Below are 18,454 nucleotides of genomic sequence, written 5' to 3'. Positions count from 1 at the left end.
ACTGCGATGAGTACCGACGATAAACGCATTCGCGAATTCGCCTATCAGATCTGGGAGTCCGAAGGTAAGCCTGCCGGGCAGGAAAAACGCCACTGGGAGATGGCGCGCAAACTGGCTGAAGCCGAAGCGCTAGCGCCGAGCAAACCAGCCAAGGCCGCGAGTAAATCGGCGGCCAGCAAGACCGATGGCGCCAAGCCTGCTGCAACCAAGGCCACCACGGCCAAGACCGCCGCGAAAAATACCACGCCCAAGGCCAAGCCAGCGGCCAAGCCTGCCGCAGCGATCGTGCCACCGGCGAACAAGAGCGCCGACAAAAAGCCGCGGGCACCGCGCAAGCCACCGGCGGTTTGATTCCTCCTATCGGTCTCCTCGTCAGGTGGGAGCAACGCTTGCTCGCGAAACAGGCGCCTCGATGTCCGGAGGGACGCATCGCTTCATCGCGGACAAGCCTTGCTCCCACAGAGAAGCAACTTTGTCCCACGTAACGGGATAAATACCCCTCGCCACAGGTGAAGGGTGATGCCATCCCTTTCAAGTGAACCGCATCGCTGTATCTGTCTGTTTTTTTGCAGGAGCAACTATGACCCGTCCAAACAAAACCACGCCGCCGCCCGTTATCGAGGCTTCGCGGATTCGTGAAGGGCTGCCTTTTCCACTGGGTGCAACCTGGGATGGCCTCGGGGTCAATTTCGCGCTGTTTTCAGCCAATGCCACCAAGGTCGAACTGTGCATTTTCGATGATGCCGGCGAAGTCGAACTCGAACGCATCGAGCTGCCGGAGTACACCGACGAGATCTACCACGGTTATCTGCCGGATGCCCACCCGGGATTGATCTATGGCTACCGGGTCTATGGCCCATATGACCCGGCGAACGGTCATCGCTTCAACCCGAACAAGCTGCTGATCGACCCCTACGCCAAGCAACTGGTCGGCCAATTGAAGTGGTCCGAAGCCCTGTTCGGCTATACCATCGGCCACCCCGACGGCGACCTCAGTTTCGATGAGCGCGACAGCGCCCCGTTCGTTCCCAAGTGCAAAGTCATCGACCCCGCGCACACCTGGGGCCACGACCAGCGCGTCAGCGTGCCTTGGGACAAGACCATCCTGTATGAAACCCACGTGCGCGGCCTCACCATGCGTCACCCGTCGGTGCCCGAGAACCTGCGCGGTACGTTCGCCGGGCTGATGGTCGACGATGTGCTGGAGCATATCCGCAAGCTGGGTGTCTCTTCGGTGGAACTGCTGCCCATCCATGCCTTCGTCAATGACCAGCACTTGCTGCACAAAGGCATGACCAATTACTGGGGCTACAACAGCATTGCCTTCTTCGCGCCCGACCCGCGCTACCTGGCCAGCGGCAAGATCGCCGAGTTCAAGGAGATGGTCGCCCACCTGCACGAGGCCAACCTGGAAGTCATCCTCGACGTGGTCTACAACCACACCGCCGAGGGCAACGAACAAGGCCCCACCCTGTCCATGCGCGGTATCGATAACGCCTCCTACTACCGGCTGATGCCCGACGACAAGCGCTACTACATCAACGACTCCGGGACCGGCAACACCTTGGACCTGAGCCATCCCTGCGTGCTGCAGATGGTCACCGACTCCCTGCGCTACTGGGCCACGGAAATGCACGTCGATGGCTTCCGCTTCGACCTGGCGACCATTCTCGGCCGTTACCATGACGGTTTCGACGAGCGCCACAGCTTCCTCGTCGCCTGCCGCCAGGATCCGGTATTGCGCCAGGTGAAAATGATCGCCGAACCTTGGGACTGTGGCCCCGGGGGCTACCAGGTGGGACACTTCCCGCCGGGTTGGGTCGAGTGGAACGACAAGTTCCGCGACACGGTCCGCGCCTTCTGGAAGGGTGATGACGGCCAGCTCGCCGATTTTGCCAGCCGAATGACCGCCTCGGGCGAGATGTTCAACCAGCGTGGCCGGCGGCCGTATGCCTCGGTGAACTTCGTCACTGCCCACGACGGTTTCACCTTGCATGACCTGGTGTCGTACAACGACAAGCACAACGAAGCCAACGACGAGAACAATCAGGATGGCAGCAATAACAACCTGTCCTGGAACCATGGCGTCGAAGGCCCGACGGATGATCCGCAAATCAATGCGCTGCGCCATCGGCAGATGCGCAACTTCTTCGCCACCCTGCTGCTGGCCCAAGGCACGCCGATGATCGTCGCCGGCGACGAGTTTGCCCGTACCCAGCACGGCAACAACAACGCCTATTGCCAGGACAGCGAGATTGGCTGGGTCAACTGGGACCTGAGCGAGGATGGGGCGACGCTGCTCAAGTTCGTCAAGCGCCTGATCAAGTTGCGCCTGACCTACCCGATCCTGCGACGCGGACGCTTCCTGGTGGGTAATTACAACGAGGACATCGGCGTCAAGGACGTAACTTGGCTGGCCCCGGATGGCAGCGAAATGACCATCGAACAATGGCAGGACAGCCATGGTCGCTGCCTCGGCATGCTGATGGACGGTCGCGCCCAGGAAACCGGTATTCGGCGCAAAGGGGGCGATGCGACGCTGCTGCTGGTGGTCAACGCGCATCATGACATCGTCAACTTCCGCTTGCCGGAAGTCCCGGAGGGGAGTTTCTGGACCTGCATGGTCGACACCAACCAGCCGACCGTTCGTGGGCAGGAGCGCTTCGATTTCGATTCCGAATACTCCGTCACCGGACGCTCGCTGCTGCTATTCGAACTGCAACGCGAAGAAGAGGATTGAAATACCTGCTGTAAACAGCCATAAGGAACCGCAAGGACGCGGTTTTTTTATTCCACACCGTCCAGTTTCAAGAAAAAAATGCAGCTCAGATGCACATGTCACGAGACGGATCGGCTGACATGGTCAATACTTCTCCCTGCGGTAGTCTCCAGGATTCGGAGCGCTGTGAATCGCAGTCATGCCCCATCGGCGCCATCGGACAGTAGGCCCGGTGCATGGCTGAAAGATTGAATACACACAAGGATGTCGCTTATGAAGCCCGCCTCTCGCCTGCCTGGCCGGCAGCACCCGCAAATCTGGAACAGTGCCGCGCAACTGGCCGATATTCCGATCATCAGTACCCAGACACTCATTCCCGCCGGCGCTCGCGCCGTCATCCTTGCCCCACACCCGGGCGATGAGATCGGGGCCTGTGGCGGATTGCTGCAGTTGCTGAACAACCTGGACCAGCCCATGTTGCTGATCTCGGTCACCGATGGCGCCCTCGCCCACCCCGGCTCACCGCTGTGGAACGACGAACGCCTGCGTGCGCACCGCCCTCACCCCCAGGAAAGCGTCGACGCCCTGCATCGTCTGGGCATCGCTGCCCATGGCCTGCAATGGGTGCGCGGCGGTTTTCCGGAAAAAAACCTGGCCGAACACGAAACCGAACTGGCCACGTTTATTGCCCGTCACCTGCGCCCCGGTGACGTGGTGTTCAGCACCTGGCGCCAGGACGGCGACAGCGACCACGACACTGTCGGACGCGCTGGAGCATTGGCCGCCGACAGGATCGGAGTGGCGTTCAACGAGCTGCCGGTATGGGCCTGGCACTGGCCGGTCCGCGAGCAGAATAAAATCCCCTGGCACCGGGCCCGCAAACTGCGCCTCGACGTCTGGACCACCGCCCGCAAACGTCACGCCATGCACGCCTACGTCAGCCAACTCAGCGGCGAACCGGCGAGCGGCATCGCCCCGCTGTTGCCCAGGGTCATCCTTGACCGGATGGGCTTGCCCTATGAGATTGTCTTCATCTGAACGCCTGCCTGTAGGAACTGGACTTGTTCGCGATGGCGGTGGTTCAGATACACCGCTATCGCGAGCAAGCTCGCTCCCACATTGGATCTTTGGGAATGCAACCTCTGCGTGCGCCCCCCTGTGGGAGCGGGCTTGCCCGCGAAGGCGGTGGTACATTCAGTGATGATGTTGGATGTACCGACGTCTTCGCGAGCAAGCCCGCTCCCACAATGGATCGGTGCTGTACGCAACATCTGGGCACACCGCCAAAAACTGTGAAGCGAGCGTGCTTGCGATAGCGATCGGCGGGGACACGAAAAATCCGGAACTGCCGGCGCTTTGGATCAGTCGCATGAACAAGTACGTCTGATTCAGGAGTGAACGTGACTCAAGATCCCGATTGGCGAGCCGTCGAACCAATGCCATCGGACGCGCCTGCGGCGGTTCATCGGCTGCGGGTCCTGACGGTCAACACTCATAAGGGCTTCACCGCCCTCAACCGGCGCTTCATCCTGCCCGAATTGCGCGAAGCGGTGCGCAGTACCGGCGCCGATCTGGTGTTCCTGCAAGAAGTGCTCGGCGAACATGACCGCCACGCATCACGCTACGACAACTGGCCCCAGACGTCCCAGTATGAATTCCTCGCCGACAGCATGTGGAGCGACTTCGCCTATGGCCGTAATGCGGTCTACCCCGATGGCCACCATGGCAACGCCTTGCTTTCCAAGTACCCGATCCGCCAGTTCCGCAATCTCGATGTGTCCATCACCGGCCCCGAGCGGCGCGGGTTGTTGCATTGCGTGCTGGATGTGCCAGGCCACGCCGCGGTCCACGGGATCTGTGTGCATTTGAGCCTGTTGGAAAGCCATCGCCAGTTACAGCTCAAGCTGCTCTGCCAACTGCTCGACTCGCTGCCCGAGGACGCCCCGGTGATCATTGCCGGTGACTTCAACGACTGGCAACTGCGCGGCAACCTCGCCCTCGCCCGCCGAGGTTACTTGCACGAAGCCTTCGAACACCACCTGGGCCGCCCCGCCAGGACCTATCCGGCCCGCTTCCCGCTGTTGCGCCTGGACCGCATCTACTTACGCAACGCCAGCAGTCATTCCCCGCAAATACTGGGCAACAAACCCTGGACTCACCTGAGCGATCATCTGCCGCTTTCGGTGGAAGTGCATTTGTAGAGCAGGCCTTTCCTCAGGCTTTCTGCCCGTGGACCTGTAAGTTCTGACAGTAGCGACACCCTTTATTCGTTGCTACGGTGCCATTCCATACAGCGAGCGTTGCCAGGCCCTGTGTGCCATCTGTTGTGCAACCGATGCTGAAACCGGTATCCATGGGGATGCCGATGCAGAGGGATAGCACATGATTCGGCACGATAAAGGATTCAATCGGCTGTTCAACGCCTTGTGGGTATCGGCTCCCTTCCTGTTACCCGCACCCGCCGCCATGGCAGCCTGCACGCTGGCGCCAACCGCCGGCAATGACACCTATGTCTGCGACAGCGGCACCAGCCCCGGGCTGACGGACCTTTCAGGTAACAACAGCCTGACCATGCCCGCCAGCGGCAGCGGCGTCATTAGCGGCGATGTCACGTTCGGCAGCGGCGTCGACACCATCGAGATCAACGCCAACGGCGTGATTGACGGTGATGTCGAGCAAGGCTCGGAAGCCGACTCTTTCGTCATGAACGGCGGCAGGATCCTCTCCCTGGCTCAAGGCGACGGCCTCGATGAGTTCCTGATGACCGGTGGCACCATCGTCGATGCGTTCGAAGACGGCGACATCGCCAAGATGACGGGCGGTACCATCGGCCGGGTCGACATGAAGCTCGATGACAACGTTTTCGATATGTCCGGCGGCAATATCATCGGCAACCTGGTGACCGGTTTCGGCCAGGACACCATCATCCTCTCCGCGGGACGCATCGGCGGCAATGTCAGTGTCAGCGGCGGCAACGACAGCATTACCGTCAGCGGCGGCGAAATCCTCGGTGAGGTCCGGGCCAGTGCCGGCGATGACCAGTTCCAGTGGAGCGGCGGCCTCATTCACTCGGCCATCCTGATGGGCGAAGGCAACGACACGGCGCTGTTGAGCAACCTCGACGAAACCGGACTGAGCATCACCCCCAACGTGAATGGCGGATTGGGCCAAGACGTCCTGACCTTTGAAGGCAGCACCTCCAGCACCGGCGCCCGCTACCTCAATTGGGAAACGGTCAACCTCACCCAAGGCTCGCAACTGGACCTTAACGACACGCTGACGCTGGGTGACAGCGCCACCGGCACCGGGACGCTCAACATCGAGAGCGGCAGCACGCTGACGGCAACCCAAGGCGTTATCGCCCCTTTTACTGCCGGTCAATTGGCGACGCTCAACAATGCCGGCACGATAGACCTTACCCAGGGCAACACCCGCACCAACGACACACTTACCGTCCAGGGCAATTACGTCGGCGACAACGGCCAGTTGCACGTGCAAACGGCCGTCGGCGCCGATGGCTCCGCCAGCGACAAACTGGTGGTCAATGGCGGGACACTCACCGGCAATACCGCCATTACGGTCACGAACCTGGGCGGCACGGGCGCACTGACGACTCAGGATGGCATCGAAGTGGTCCAGGCCCAGGGAGGCGCGGTCAGTGACATCGATGCCTTTTCCCTGGCGCAGTCCGTCTCGGCCGGCGCGTTCGATTACCGCCTGTTCAAAGGCGGCGTGAGCGGTAATCAAAACAACTGGTACCTGCGCTCCACCGTGGTCGCCGGACCAGTAGCGGCGCCCATCCCGACGGCGCCTCCCGCGCCGGGCGCGCCCCCCGTCCCGACGCTGCCGCCCTTGCCAACCGCAGTGCCCGGCGCGGCCCCCATCCCGTTGTATCGCCCGGAAGTGCCGACCTGGTCGGTACTGCCTCCGGCGGCGGCGCAATTGACGTTGATGGCCCTCGGTACGTTCCATGACCGTCAGGGTGACCAGCGCCTGCTCACGGAAACCGGCGCGTTCGGCGCGGGTTGGGGCCGGGTCTATGGCGTAGACCTGGATAAAACCTGGGCCGGTACGGTGACGCCGCAGTTCGATGGGTCGATCAAGGGGTTCCAGGTGGGCAACGATTTGTACAGCTCGCTTCTGTCCGGCGGCCAGACCCAGCGCATTGGCTTCTTCGTCGGGCACACGGAATTGAACGGCAATGTCAAAGGCTTCAACCTGGGTTTCGAAGGCCGGCGCGCCGGCAAGATAGAACTCGACGGCGACAGCTACGGGCTCTACTGGACGCTCACCGACCCCAACGGCGGCTACGTCGACGCCGTGGTGATGGGCACGCGATTGAACGGCGACAACCGTTCCGAGCGTGGCCTGAAAATCGACAATCGCGGGCACGCCTTGACCGCTTCGGCGGAGACCGGCTACCCCTTCAAGGTGACCACTGACTGGGACTTTGAACCCCAGGCCCAGATCATCTACCAAAAGGTCTCCCTGGATACGCAAAACGATGGGGTCTCCAAGATCGAATTCGATTCCGACGGTGCCTGGACCGGCCGCCTCGGTGCGCGCCTCAAGGGCCGCTACCAGGTCAGCGGCATGCCCGTGGAACCGTACCTGCGCGCCAATCTCTGGCATACGTTTTCCGGCACCGATTCGGTGATATTCGACGACACCGAACGGGTCGAGACCCAGCAGCGCGCCTCCACCGGTGACCTCGGGATTGGCGTCACCGTGAGCCTGGCGCCTAGCGTCGCCCTGTACGCCGGCGCGAACTACAGCCAAAACCTCGACAGCAACCAGCAACACAGTGTCATGGGCAACGTCGGTTTTCGGATCAGTTGGTAGGCAGGGCCTACGACAGAGGCTTGACGCCCGAATATCCACCACAATAACCAATTGAAATCAGCGCTTTATTAGCGCTGATTTCACCATGCCATTCATCGTTCATTTTCTTGACGCGCCGCCATCAGTCTTCTTGACTACACCATACTACCCCCGGAAATACAGTCAGGGGCAGGCCTCTGGAACCCGTCAAGACGGGCCGCCAGAGGCTTGCCCCAATCCATTCGGTCGCCCCTCATTCGGGGTAGGAGAGACGCCAAAAAAGCGAGAAACGCATGCGATTGCAAGGCAGGCCCCCATGAAAACTTCCCTCCGTCCACAAGAGTTCACCACCACTTTCCATACCGTCTCGACATCGTTGCTGCTGCTTTCATCCATGGAGGTCCAGGCCTGGCCTGCCGAGGAGACCGTGCAGCCCTGGTACGACCGAACATCATCCACCCACCTCGATACCGCACTTGTTGGAAGTGAACCTCCTTCCGGCAAAAGTCCCGCCCTGTTCACATTGCGCCACGGCGACGGTCATACCCAGCGCATGGGACTGATCAGTGGGCAACACCAGATCATTTCAACCGGTGGCGGCCTACTGGTGATGCCCGCGCTGGCCGACCCGGACAAAGATGCCCTCAACCTGAAAGGTTCGAGCCTCGGCGCCTATTGGAGCCTGACCGGCCCCGCGGGCTGGCACGTCGACCTGAGCGCCAGCGGCGGCCGGGTCAACGGCTACAGCCGCACCGAACAAGGCCAGCGCCAGGCCACCGAAGGCCATGCGGTGACGCTGTCGGTCGAAGGTGGCTTCCCTATTGGCATCAGCACCCACTGGGTGGTCGAACCCCAGGCGCAACTGATCAACCAGCGCGTCACCCTCGATACGCCGAATGCCGAGAGCGGCACCGGCGATGAATTGAGCAGTTGGAGCGGCCGCGTTGGCGCACGCCTCAAAGGTAACTACCAGGTCAACGGCCTCGGCGTGGAGCCTTACCTGCGAACCAACCTGTGGCACACCGTCCAGGGCGCCGGCACAGTGTCCCTGGATAAGGTCGACAAGATCAGCAGCAGCCGAAAATCCTCTACCGTCGAAGTCGGCCTGGGCCTGGTGGCCCGGGTCACGCCGGCGGTAAGCCTGTATGTCAGCGCCGATTACAGCAGTGACGTCGACGACAACGACCTCAACGGCATCATTACCAGCATGGGGGTGCGGATGCGCTGGTGACGTCAACTCTGTAGTCGATCCCCTTGTGTAGGAGCTGCCGGAGGCTGCGATCTTTTGATCTTTCGCTTGGGACTCAAGTGTCCGGGGGAAGATCGCAGCCTCGTTTCACTCGTCAGCTCCTACATCGCTCTTACGACGTCGTCCGGCGCAAGCGATCTGCTGCCACTTAAAAAACACCTCCATTAAGGCGTATAACGCTAAAAGCGTTTCATGCCTGCAAGCCGTTCGCCCATGGCTCATTTCATTGATGGAGTAACGACATGACCACAGCCCCCTTCCTCGCCAACCTGTTCCCCGGTGCCGCCGACATCCCCGACGCCTACCGCCTCGAAGGTCGGATCGAGCAGCGCGAATACCTGGTCGACGGCGTCCTGCAAACCTGGCAAGGGCCGCTGGCCGTCGTCCGCAGCCCCGTCTACCTGACCGGCGAGTTGGGTGATGAACAAGTGATTCTCGGCAGCACGCCCCTGCTGGATGCCGAGACCGCCCTCACCGCCCTGGACGCCGCCGTCCGGGCTTACGATCGCGGCCAGGGCCAGTGGCCGACGATGCGCGTCGCCGAGCGCATCCGCCATGTGGAAACCTTTCTGGCGCGCATGCGCGAGCAGCGCGAAGCCGTGGTCAAGTTGCTGATGTGGGAGATCGGCAAGAACCTCAAGGACTCCCAGAAGGAATTCGACCGCACCTGCGATTACATCGTCGACACCATCAATGCCCTCAAGGAACTGGACCGCCGCTCCAGCCGTTTCGAGCTGGAACAGGACACGCTCGGGCAGATCCGTCGCGTTCCCTTGGGCGTGGCCTTGTGCATGGGGCCCTACAACTATCCGCTGAACGAAACCTTCACCACCCTGATTCCGGCCTTGATCATGGGCAACACCGTCGTGTTCAAGCCGGCCAAACTCGGTGTGCTGCTGGTACGGCCGCTGCTCGAAGCCTTCCGCGACAGCTTCCCGGCGGGTGTGATCAACGTGATCTACGGCAGCGGCCGGGAAACCGTCAGCGCGCTGATGGCCAGCGGCAAGATCGACATCTTCGCCTTCATTGGCACCAACAAAGCCGCCAGCGACCTGAAGAAACTCCACCCGCGCCCGCACCGCTTGCGTGCCGCCCTGGGGCTGGATGCGAAGAATCCCGGGCTGGTGCTGCCGGATGTGGACCTGGACAACGCGGTCAGCGAGGCGCTGACCGGCTCGCTGTCCTTCAACGGCCAACGCTGCACGGCGCTGAAAATCCTGTTTGTCCATGAAGACGTGGCACCGGCATTCATCGAGAAATTCAATGCCAAGCTGGCCGGCCTGAAACCCGGCATGCCATGGGAAGCCGGTGTGGCACTGACGCCGCTGCCCGAGGCGGGCAAGGTCGACTACCTGCATTCACTGGTCGCCGATGCGGTCGCCAAGGGCGCGGAAGTGAAGAATGTCCACGGTGGCGAATCACGCAATTCGTTCTTCTATCCGGCGGTGCTGTATCCGGTGAACACGGCGATGCGGGTCTACCACGAAGAACAGTTCGGCCCGGTCGTGCCCATCGTGCCGTACCGCGACCTCAACACCGTGGTCGATTACGTACTGGAGTCCGACTTCGGCCAGCAGCTCAGCATTTTCGGCACCGACCCGGCACAAGTCGGCAAGCTGGTGGACACCTTCGCCAACCAGGTCGGCCGCATCAACATCAACGCCCAGTGCCAGCGTGGCCCGGACACCTTCCCGTTCAATGGCCGGAAGAACTCGGCCGAGGGCACCTTGTCGGTCCACGATGCGCTGCGCACCTTTTCCATCCGCACGCTGGTGGCGACCAAGTTCCAGGAGAGCAACAAGGCGTTGATCAGCGACATCATCCGTGAGCGGGATTCCAACTTCCTGACCACGGACTACATCTTCTGAGCCACGTGTTCTGATCCGCGCCCGAACGGTGGGCTACGACAGGGCTGGGCGACGCCACTTGATGCCCCAGCCCTGTTGCATGCCGGCAGCCGCCAGCAGGATCGCCGCCACTCCCAGCCATTGCAGCGGTTCGAGGCGATGGCCGAAGGCGAACCAGTCGACGAAGATCGCCGCGATCGGATAGATGAACGACAAAGCCCCGGTCAACGCGGTCGGCAATCGCTGGATGGCGCTGTACAGCAGCACGTACATCACGCCGGTGTGCATCATGCCCAGGGTCAACAGGCTGGCCCAGGCCTGGGCGTGTTGCGGTAACGCCGAGAAGTTCGCCCAGGGCGCCAGCAGCAACACGCCGGTGCTGACCTGGATCAGGGCGATCAGATGGGGTGGTGTGCCAGTCAGGCGCTTGATGATCAACGCCGCGACGGCGTACAGCAGCGCCGCCCCCAACGCCAACGCAATGCCCAGCAGATAGTCACCTCCGCCCTGCCCTTGCTCACCATGGGCACTGACGATGGCCAGCATTCCGAGAAACGACACCGCCAGCCAGAACAGTTTTTGCGCAGTGATTTTCTCCCCCAGGAACAACGCCGCCAGGCCTACCAACATGAACGGCTGGACGTTGTACACCGCCGTGCCGATGGCGATCGAAGCACGGGAGTAAGAGGCAAACAACAACACCCAGTTACCGACGATCGCCACACCACTGAGCACCGCCAGCAGAAAGGTGGTACGGGTGAGAATGCCGGGCCGCAAAAAGCCGAAACCGGCGCAGATCAGCAGCAAAGTCAGGGCACCGAACACGCAGCGCCAGAACACCACATCCAGCACCGGCAAACCGGAAACCAGCACGAACCAACCAATGGTTCCGGAGATCAGCATGGCAGCGGTCATTTCCAGCGAACCACGGCGCAAGGTCTTGTCCATCTTCAGGCTCCTTCAGCAAGTGGGCACAGTATGCCGAGCCGACCGGGGCCTTCTCCATGGCTTGAAAAAGGCTAAACTGCGTTTCGACCTTTTTTATCAAGGCAACTTCACGCATTCGCCTAATGGAGCTGAAATGACTGACGACATTGACCAGATCCTCATCAGTGCCCTGATGGAAGACTCCCGACGCTCCCTCAAGGCCCTGGCAAACCTCAGCGGCCTGTCCTCCCCCAGTGTCGCCGAACGTCTTCGCCGGCTCGAGGAGCGCGGCGTGCTCAGGGGCTACACCGTCGAGGTGGACCCCAAGTGCTTCGGCTATCAACTCCAGGCCATCGTGCGCATCCGCCCGCTACCGGGACAGTTGCAGGAAGTGGAGCGGCAGATCCAGGCCATCGCTGAATTCACCGAATGCGACAAGGTCACCGGCGACGACTGTTTCATCGCGCGCCTGCATGTGCGCTCGATGGAACAGCTGGATACCTTGCTGGACAAGCTCAATGTCCACGCCGAAACCAGTACGGCCATCGTCAAGAAGACCCCGGTCAAGCGGCGGTTGCCGCCGATGGCGTGAGTGGAAACCGGCCTCGGATCGCCCGAGGCCGGGAAAGCGTGTTATTCGAGCTCTTCCAACTCGGGACTGCGCTGCACTTTGTGCACTTGTTCCTCGGGCGCGTTGCTCGCTTTGATCAACCTGAGCGTCTGGAGCTTGGTGCAGGCATTGACGCCATCCGCATAGACGCCGCTGTGGTTGCACTTCCAGTCATAGAAATTAGCCAGGGCTCCGGACAGTTGCAGGCTGTAGTCCGTGCTTTGCGTGCCCGGGCTGAACGGTTGACCGGCTGGAATGTTCTGGAACCATTGCATCCAGACATCGCCTCCCACAGGTGGCGGGTTGGCCTGGAACGTCGGGTTCATGATCGCCAATTGCTGGTACTCGGCGGTCATGTGGCAACTCAGGCAGGACGCCTGGGGGTTATCCACCGGCCCATTGAGTCGCCCGTTCCAACCCAGGTGGGTCGGTGGCAGTTCCTGGGTGTTGGCGTTGATCGCGGTCTGTTTCAGGGCCGGGTTGATCTTGGTGACCACCGGCTTGGGGTTGGTAAAGTCGTTGCCGGTTTCCTTGGGATCATTGCCCCACATGATCCCCACCGGCACCAGGTTGTTCCAGTTCGCCTTGCCGGTCTTGGCGCCGTTGTATTGGAACGTGCCGAACAGCCAGCCGGTATCGCTCACGCGGGTGTCGCGCACGGCAATGTCCATCTGAATCAGCGCCACTTTGGTGACGTGCCGTTTGGTCGAAGTGAAGGTTTCGGCGGTGTAGGCGTTCCAGAGCAATGGGTTCGCCAGGAACGGCACCGTCTTGACGTCTATATCGGCGAACAACGCCTTGCAGACCACCGTGCCGTTGGCAAAGCTCTTGGGTTTGGAGGTATGGCTTGGGTCTGGATTATCCGGGTCTTTCCAGACCTGGCCGATAGTGTAGGCCCCTATATCGTTATAGATACCCACCGCGTAGGTCTGCCCGCTGTCGGTCTGCGTACTTGCCAGTTGCCCGGGCTGAATCGGTGCCTCCTTGGTCAGCCCGCTGATGCCTTCACGACCGTTGGGACCGTAATGCTGCCAAGGCATGTGATACCACTGGCGAACCTTGTTCTTCTGTACCTTCCAGCCAATTTCAGTATTGCCTTCCAAGCAATACTTTTTCACTTCCTCCATGTACGGGCGCCAGGTTTCAAAGTCATTGGAGAATGTCTTGGGCAAATGTTGAAAGAATGCCGGTACCGACGCTGCGCCCGGGGCCACCTTCGGATAATCCTGGCTGAGCTGGAACGGCGCTCCGGAGTATGCACTCTTGGGCGGGGCGTAGCCGAAATCGGGGAAGACTCCGGCATGGACGCTAGCGGTGGACAATGCCCCCGTCAGGACCAGCCACGCGATGATCTTTCCTTGAGGCTGCTTCATCAATATCTCCTTATAGGGAAACGCCTGCTATCGCATCGGATTCCTGGCCGATGTGCAGGGCCTCCTTCTGTTATCAGGCTGCAGCACGATGCCCAAGCCTGCTCACGGTCCTGCGGAGTCGCCTTGATAGCCCCTCAATCCCAACGAACGGCCACGACCAGACCGGGCTCGGTGGCCGAATACTTAATGGGGGGAAATTCAGGTAGGTAACCAAGCGATCCACTTCTTGCCTCCCATGGCAATACGCTTCCATTTCCTAGGTGTAGATCATTTATTCAAAGGTGCCATCTGTTTCAGATTTTTTGTTGGCCATTGGCCACAACTCAAAACACGGGCGAAAAAAAGCCCGCCGAAGCGGGCTTTTCGTTCATCGTGGATGCAATCAGTCGTCACGACCCATCAGGCCGAACAGCTGCAGCAGGCTGACGAACAGGTTGTAGATCGATACATACAGGCTGACAGTCGCCATGATGTAGTTGCGCTCGCCGCCGTGGATGATGGCGCTGGTCTGATACAGGATGCAGACCGACGAGAACAGCACGAAGCCGGCGCTGATCGCCAGTTGCAGGCCGCTGATCTGGAAGAAGAAGCTGGCCAGCACGGCCCCCATCAGGACGAAGAAACCTGCGGTGATGAAACCGCCGAGGAAACTCATGTCCTTGCGGGAAATCAGCACGTAGGCCGACAGGCCACCGAATACCAGGGCGGTCATTGCAAAGGCCGAGCTGACCACTTCGGCGCCGCCCTGCATTTGCAGGTAGCGATTGAGGATCGGGCCGAGCAGGAAGCCCATGAAGCCGGTCAGGGCGAAAGCCGACACCAGGCCCCAGGCCGAATCACGGAGTTTGTTGGTGAGGAAGAAAAGGCCATAGAAACCGATCAGCACGACGAAGATGTTCGGGTAACCCACCCGCATCTGTTGTGCGACGTAGGCCATCACACCGCTGAAAGCGAGTGTGAGTGCCAGCAGGCCATAAGTGTTGCGCAGGACGCGGCTAACCTCTAGCTGCTCAGCCTGCACGCTGTTGTTCACTGCGTAATCCTGTTCGCGCATGGCGACACTCCTCCGGTTTTGAAACATTCAGTGGCAAGGATCATAACAGACGCTCTGTAACAAGCTACGTAGAGAGTTTGACAGTGTGTTTCATTCGGGTATTATGGCGCCCGCAACGCAATACGGAGGTGTGGCCGAGTGGTTTAAGGCAACGGTCTTGAAAACCGTCGACTGTAACAGGTCCATGAGTTCGAATCCCATCGCCTCCGCCATCTTCTAACGTTAAAGCCCTGATTATTCAGGGCTTTTTCGTGTCTGGCATTCAGAACGCCAATTGCAGCTTTAACATTGGACACCGCTATGGCAAACCCTCCCAAGCCAATCAAGGAAAGAAAAGTGACCAGTAAAACCATCGGCTCCATCGGTGCTGCAATCATCGGCATCGTCTTGTTGTGCGTACTGTTCGGCAGTTGGTACACGGTCGACGAGACCGAGCGCGGTGTGCTGCTGCGCAACGGGGCGCTGGTCGGGGTGGTTGAACCGGGATTGTCCTTCAAGACGCCCTTCATCGAATCCGTACGCATGATCAGCGTCCAGAGCCAGGTCACCGCGTACGAAGACCTGCAGGCCTACAGCAAGGATCAACAGTCCGCCCAGCTCAAGGTGTCCGTGTCCTGGCATATCGCCCCTTCCGATGTGGCGAAGGTCTATACCCAGTTCAAGGACCTTGAAGGCATCCGCGACCGGATGATCAGCCGCCAGGTGCCGACCCAAGTGGAAAACGTATTTGGCAAGTTCAACGCCGTGGCTGCCGTGCAGAACCGCGTCCAACTGGTCAACGATATTTCCACGGCCATCAAGGCCACCATTACCGGCCCCGTGATCATCGACAGCGTCCAGGTCGAAAACATCGACTTCAGTGATGCCTACGAAAAAGCCATCGAAGCGCGCATGGCCGCTGAAGTCCAGGTCAAGACCCGCGAACAGCAACTCGCCACCGAGCAGGTCCAGGCGCAGATCCGGGTGACCCAGGCCCAGGCGGAAGCCGATTCGCAAGTGGCCCAGGCCAAGGCAGACGCACTGGCAACCGAGCTGCGCGGCAAAGCCGAAGCCGAGGCCATCAAGGCGCGGGCCCAGGCCCTGGCCAGCAACCAGAACCTGGTGGAGCTGACCAAGGCCGAGCGCTGGAATGGCGTACTGCCCACCACCGTGCTGCCGAACAGCGCCATGCCCTTCATCGACATCAAGTGACACCCCTGGCGCGGCCTGCCTGGCCGCGCCTGCTTCATCCCGAAGCGCCCTCACCAAGCACCGCCCCTCTCGTTAGCGCTACACTCGGCAATGAACCCGACTTGACTTCAAGTGTTTCCTCGCCGCATCGGGTCTGCTCAAGTTGCTGGCGAAGCGCTTCAAATGCCTGCCCACCACGTTCCAGTTGTGCGGTCTGTTCCCTGGCTAATCCCTCAGCCACAAGAAGCCGCTGGACGGCTTGCGTTCTTTGCTGCGCGAGCTGCTTCACACTGGCCCGCATATGCGGATAGGCGTCCAGCGCGTGTGTCTCAATCGCCTCACCGGAAAGCAATTGCTTCAGGATTGCAGTGAGTTCCTGCATCGGCATTTTTTCTTGAAGAACATTGGTCTGTCCTTTGCTCATCGAGTCGAAACTCAGGATCTGACAGCAAACCGACGGTGATTGCTTGTACGAGCCTGCTGAGCCGCTTGCTCCTGTCTGCCACACACAAAAGAAGCCTCCCTGCAGGTGCCATCGCATCGTGCATCTGTAGGATAGCTATCCTCTCTTAACCTGCCGATACTCGCCCTAAGGCCCTGCCCACGTCCAAACGACGTTCCGGCCCTTAATGACTTCGTGACGAAAACAATAAAAATGTCGCACAGAGGTACATACGAATGAGCCGTCATAATCATGGTCACGCCAGCCTCCTGGAGGCGTTTAGCGCGATGACACTGGAGCTTCAGCGCCTGGCGCAGAACAAAGACATCGAGCATTTCCACCAGGCCGCGCTGAGCTGCATCAGCCAATTGTTGCCCTTCGATAGCGCTTGGTGGGGCCGTGCAGCGCTGATTGACGGGTTGCCGGAAGAGCACAGTTCCTACCTCTACAAACTTCCCCGCAGCTATCTGCCGGACTGGCAATCGATTCGCCATATCGACGTGACCGTCGGCAAGGTCCATGACATCCCGGGACAAGCGGTCATCGTCGACATGCGTAACCCTTCCAACGGCCCCGGACTCAACTGGCTCGGCGAATCCTATGGTATTGGCGAATTGCTGTGCATTGTGTACGTCGACCCGCAAACCCACCTCAGCGATCACCTCACGGTATATCGCGCTCCCGACGCACCGCGTTTTACCGAGCAGGACTGCCTGTTGTTGAACAACCTCATGCTTCATCTGGTGGCGGCGGTATCGGCCAATCAGATTCGCACTCTGGTGGCCATGCGCGAAACCCTCACCAACCCGCGCAATCTGGCGCTCGCCGTGTGCGACCAGCGCGGCACTCTGCAATGCGCGGAGCGTGGTTTCGTCGACTTGCTGCTGAGCGAGTGGCCGGACTGGACTGGCCCTTGCCTGCCGGTAGCAATGGACGCACAGGGATATGAAGGCAAGCACTTGCAGGTCGAAGCCTCGACGGTCGGTGACCTGTTCCTGCTGGCAGCCCGCAGCCGCACTGTGCTAATGCAACTGAGTCCACGCGAAAACGATGTGGCTCAAGGCTTCGGCGAAGGAAAGACCTACAAGGAAGTCGCCCGCGACCTGGGCATGTCACCCAATACCGTGCGCCACCACATCCGCGCCATCTATAGCAAACTCGGGGTCAAGGACAAAGCCCGTATTGCCCATCTGCTGCACGCCCCACCTGACTGATCCACACCGCTGACTCTCGCTGACTTTTTCGCGGTCCTTCTGACCGCCTCGGGACGCTTTTGCCTTTTTTTTACCCCTCTGCCACGTACGGGCGATTCATTCGCCGCACAACAACTCAAAGAAGAGACGCAATGCCCATGACCAGTACCTTCACCCGCAATACCGCACTAGCCCTCATCAGTGGTCTGTCGAGTCTGCAAGCTGGTGCCGCCGACCTCAACGCCCGGGATTTTTTCGGCGCCCCTTCGGGTACCACTCTGGGCGTGCTGTATTTACCGGCAAGCCGCGCCAATGATTTCCATGGCCCGGCCGACAGTACCGGCAAGGCCGACCTGAAGGTCAACGCCGTTGCTTATCGCCAGGTATTTTTCACCGACATCTGCGGCACGCTATGCACTCCACAGTTCATCGTACCCTTCGCCGACATCAACGCCCGCCTGCCGGGTTCCAGCCAACACACCGGAGAAAGCGGTTTCGGTGATCCTCAGGTCGGCGGAACGCTGTTCTTCATCAACGACCCCGCCTCCCGCACCTACAGCGGATTGCTGACCCTGATAACCCTCCCGGTGGGTGAGTACCACGGCAAAAATCCAGATGTGTCGCCTGGTGCCAATCGCTGGGGCGCCACCTTCGTTTACAACTACACCCAGGGTATCGGTGAAAAATGGGTGCTGGAAGCCAACCTCGAAGCTCAGCTCTATGGCAAGAACGACGACTACTTCAGCAACGACCTGAAACAAGACCCGCTGTATCGCCTGCAAGCCTTTGCCTCCTACGACTTCACTGCAAGCACCTATGGCGCGTTACGACTGATCCACGCCGATGGCGGCGAGTTGCGGATCAATGACCAGCGCATCGATGACACCCACAAGCGCTACACCCAGGCGGGTTTCGAAGTCGGTCACTGGCTAGATAAACAGAATCAGTTGATGTTCAGCCTCTCGCAGAACGTTGCCACCGACAACGGCTATCACGGCACCGACGCGCTGCTGCGTCTGGTCCATGTGTTCTGAATTAATTCATCGGAG

15 protein-coding genes and 1 tRNA gene are annotated in these 18,454 nt (G+C 60.3%); 12 read left to right on the top strand and 4 right to left on the bottom strand.

Going from position 1 to position 18,454, the window contains the following annotated elements; genetic code table 11:
* Positions 1–6: 6 nt before the first annotated feature.
* From IB266_RS03585 to IB266_RS03555, 7 genes are all read left to right on the top strand, one after another.
* Positions 7–351: a DUF2934 domain-containing protein gene (locus tag IB266_RS03585; protein ID WP_192260190.1), complete on the top strand. Its 345-nt coding sequence runs from the start codon at positions 7–9 to the stop codon at positions 349–351.
* 229 nt (positions 352–580) lie between these two features.
* On the top strand, positions 581–2,740 hold the full coding sequence (glgX, locus tag IB266_RS03580; RefSeq protein WP_192260189.1) for a glycogen debranching protein GlgX: 2,160 nt from the start codon (positions 581–583) through the stop codon (positions 2,738–2,740).
* Positions 2,741–2,992: 252 nt separating this feature from the next.
* Positions 2,993–3,757 carry a PIG-L deacetylase family protein gene (locus IB266_RS03575; protein ID WP_092199433.1) on the top strand — a complete coding sequence of 255 codons (765 nt, stop codon included), beginning with the start codon at positions 2,993–2,995 and terminating at the stop codon, positions 3,755–3,757.
* Positions 3,758–4,155: 398 nt separating this feature from the next.
* Complete coding sequence (locus tag IB266_RS03570; protein ID WP_219738694.1) at positions 4,156–4,920, top strand: endonuclease/exonuclease/phosphatase family protein; 765 nt, start codon at positions 4,156–4,158, stop codon at positions 4,918–4,920.
* Between the two features lie 181 nt (positions 4,921–5,101).
* Complete coding sequence (locus IB266_RS03565; RefSeq protein ID WP_192260188.1) at positions 5,102–7,561, top strand: autotransporter outer membrane beta-barrel domain-containing protein; 2,460 nt, start codon at positions 5,102–5,104, stop codon at positions 7,559–7,561.
* A gap of 295 nt (positions 7,562–7,856) precedes the next feature.
* Complete coding sequence (locus IB266_RS03560; RefSeq protein WP_192260187.1) at positions 7,857–8,771, top strand: autotransporter outer membrane beta-barrel domain-containing protein; 915 nt, start codon at positions 7,857–7,859, stop codon at positions 8,769–8,771.
* Between the two features lie 260 nt (positions 8,772–9,031).
* The gene (locus IB266_RS03555) at positions 9,032–10,657 is read left to right on the top strand and encodes an NADP-dependent glyceraldehyde-3-phosphate dehydrogenase (RefSeq protein ID WP_192260186.1); all 1,626 of its coding nucleotides are present in this window, start codon (positions 9,032–9,034) and stop codon (positions 10,655–10,657) included.
* A 33-nt stretch (positions 10,658–10,690) separates the two neighbouring features.
* Here IB266_RS03555 and IB266_RS03550 read toward each other — a convergent pair whose 3' ends face one another.
* Entirely contained in the window at positions 10,691–11,584 is an 894-nt protein-coding gene (locus tag IB266_RS03550; protein ID WP_192260185.1) for a DMT family transporter, read from the bottom strand.
* A 133-nt stretch (positions 11,585–11,717) separates the two neighbouring features.
* Between IB266_RS03550 and IB266_RS03545 the strand changes: the two genes are divergently transcribed.
* A complete protein-coding gene (locus IB266_RS03545) occupies positions 11,718–12,155 on the top strand; it encodes an Lrp/AsnC family transcriptional regulator (RefSeq protein WP_192260184.1) in 438 nt (145 codons plus the stop codon).
* Positions 12,156–12,196: 41 nt separating this feature from the next.
* Here the strand turns inward: IB266_RS03545 and IB266_RS03540 are convergent, their stop codons facing one another.
* Both IB266_RS03540 and IB266_RS03535 read right to left on the bottom strand, forming a co-directional pair.
* Positions 12,197–13,546, bottom strand: a complete 1,350-nt coding sequence (locus IB266_RS03540; protein WP_192260183.1) for a hypothetical protein — start codon at positions 13,544–13,546, stop codon at positions 12,197–12,199.
* 382 nt (positions 13,547–13,928) lie between these two features.
* Positions 13,929–14,600 carry a Bax inhibitor-1/YccA family protein gene (locus IB266_RS03535; RefSeq protein WP_025213780.1) on the bottom strand — a complete coding sequence of 224 codons (672 nt, stop codon included), beginning with the start codon at positions 14,598–14,600 and terminating at the stop codon, positions 13,929–13,931.
* 124 nt (positions 14,601–14,724) lie between these two features.
* Between IB266_RS03535 and IB266_RS03530 the strand changes: the two genes are divergently transcribed.
* Both IB266_RS03530 and IB266_RS03525 read left to right on the top strand, forming a co-directional pair.
* Positions 14,725–14,812: transfer RNA gene (locus IB266_RS03530), tRNA-Ser, on the top strand.
* A 124-nt stretch (positions 14,813–14,936) separates the two neighbouring features.
* Positions 14,937–15,791 carry a prohibitin family protein gene (locus IB266_RS03525; protein ID WP_081015426.1) on the top strand — a complete coding sequence of 285 codons (855 nt, stop codon included), beginning with the start codon at positions 14,937–14,939 and terminating at the stop codon, positions 15,789–15,791.
* Between the two features lie 34 nt (positions 15,792–15,825).
* Here IB266_RS03525 and IB266_RS03520 read toward each other — a convergent pair whose 3' ends face one another.
* Positions 15,826–16,194, bottom strand: coding sequence for a hypothetical protein (locus IB266_RS03520; RefSeq protein WP_192260182.1), 369 nt, complete (start codon positions 16,192–16,194; stop codon positions 15,826–15,828).
* Positions 16,195–16,448: 254 nt separating this feature from the next.
* On the opposite strand from IB266_RS03520, the gene IB266_RS03515 reads away from it, so the two are divergent.
* Both IB266_RS03515 and IB266_RS03510 read left to right on the top strand, forming a co-directional pair.
* The gene (locus tag IB266_RS03515) at positions 16,449–17,426 is read left to right on the top strand and encodes a helix-turn-helix transcriptional regulator (protein ID WP_192260181.1); all 978 of its coding nucleotides are present in this window, start codon (positions 16,449–16,451) and stop codon (positions 17,424–17,426) included.
* A gap of 131 nt (positions 17,427–17,557) precedes the next feature.
* Positions 17,558–18,439 carry a transporter gene (locus tag IB266_RS03510; protein ID WP_192260180.1) on the top strand — a complete coding sequence of 294 codons (882 nt, stop codon included), beginning with the start codon at positions 17,558–17,560 and terminating at the stop codon, positions 18,437–18,439.
* The last annotated feature ends 15 nt before the right edge of the window (positions 18,440–18,454 follow it).

This window comes from Pseudomonas sp. Pdm06, assembly GCF_014851795.1.
Lineage (GTDB): Bacteria > Pseudomonadota > Gammaproteobacteria > Pseudomonadales > Pseudomonadaceae > Aquipseudomonas > Aquipseudomonas fluorescens_AA.
Note: the sequence above shows the minus strand (reverse complement) of the source record. Positions and strands in the feature narration are given on the sequence as shown.